Origin of the sequence: Bradyrhizobium valentinum, assembly GCF_001440405.1 — a bacterium.
GTDB classification, from domain to species: domain Bacteria; phylum Pseudomonadota; class Alphaproteobacteria; order Rhizobiales; family Xanthobacteraceae; genus Bradyrhizobium; species Bradyrhizobium valentinum.
This window is the reverse complement of sequence record NZ_LLXX01000210.1, coordinates 1-254: the sequence shown is the minus strand read 5'-3', so window position 1 is coordinate 254 and position 254 is coordinate 1. Positions and strand designations below refer to the sequence as shown.

The 254-nt window shown below is 72.4% G+C and carries 1 pseudogene; it reads left to right on the top strand.

Annotation, left to right across the window (positions count from 1 at the left end):
* Nucleotides 1–254 (top strand): annotated as a pseudogene (locus CP49_RS48295) (L,D-transpeptidase family protein); the annotation flags it as partial.

Here is a 254-nt window from a genome sequence, read left to right as displayed (position 1 = left end):
ACCCCCCCCAGGGCCCCCGCCGAGAGCCGTACGCCTTCGGAGAATCTGCTGACGGGCGCGCCGGAACAGCCGAAACTTGTTGCGGCGCCGGCTCCCGCTTCCGCCCCGACGCGGGTCGCCAATGCGGCGCCGGCGGCGCAGGATGACGGATTCTTCTCCAATCTTGCCCGCAAGGTCGGCCTCGGCAGCGCAGCCGACGCCACCGCCAGCACGCCGCCGTCCAAGCCGAAGGCGCCCGAGGCCAAGCGAAACGA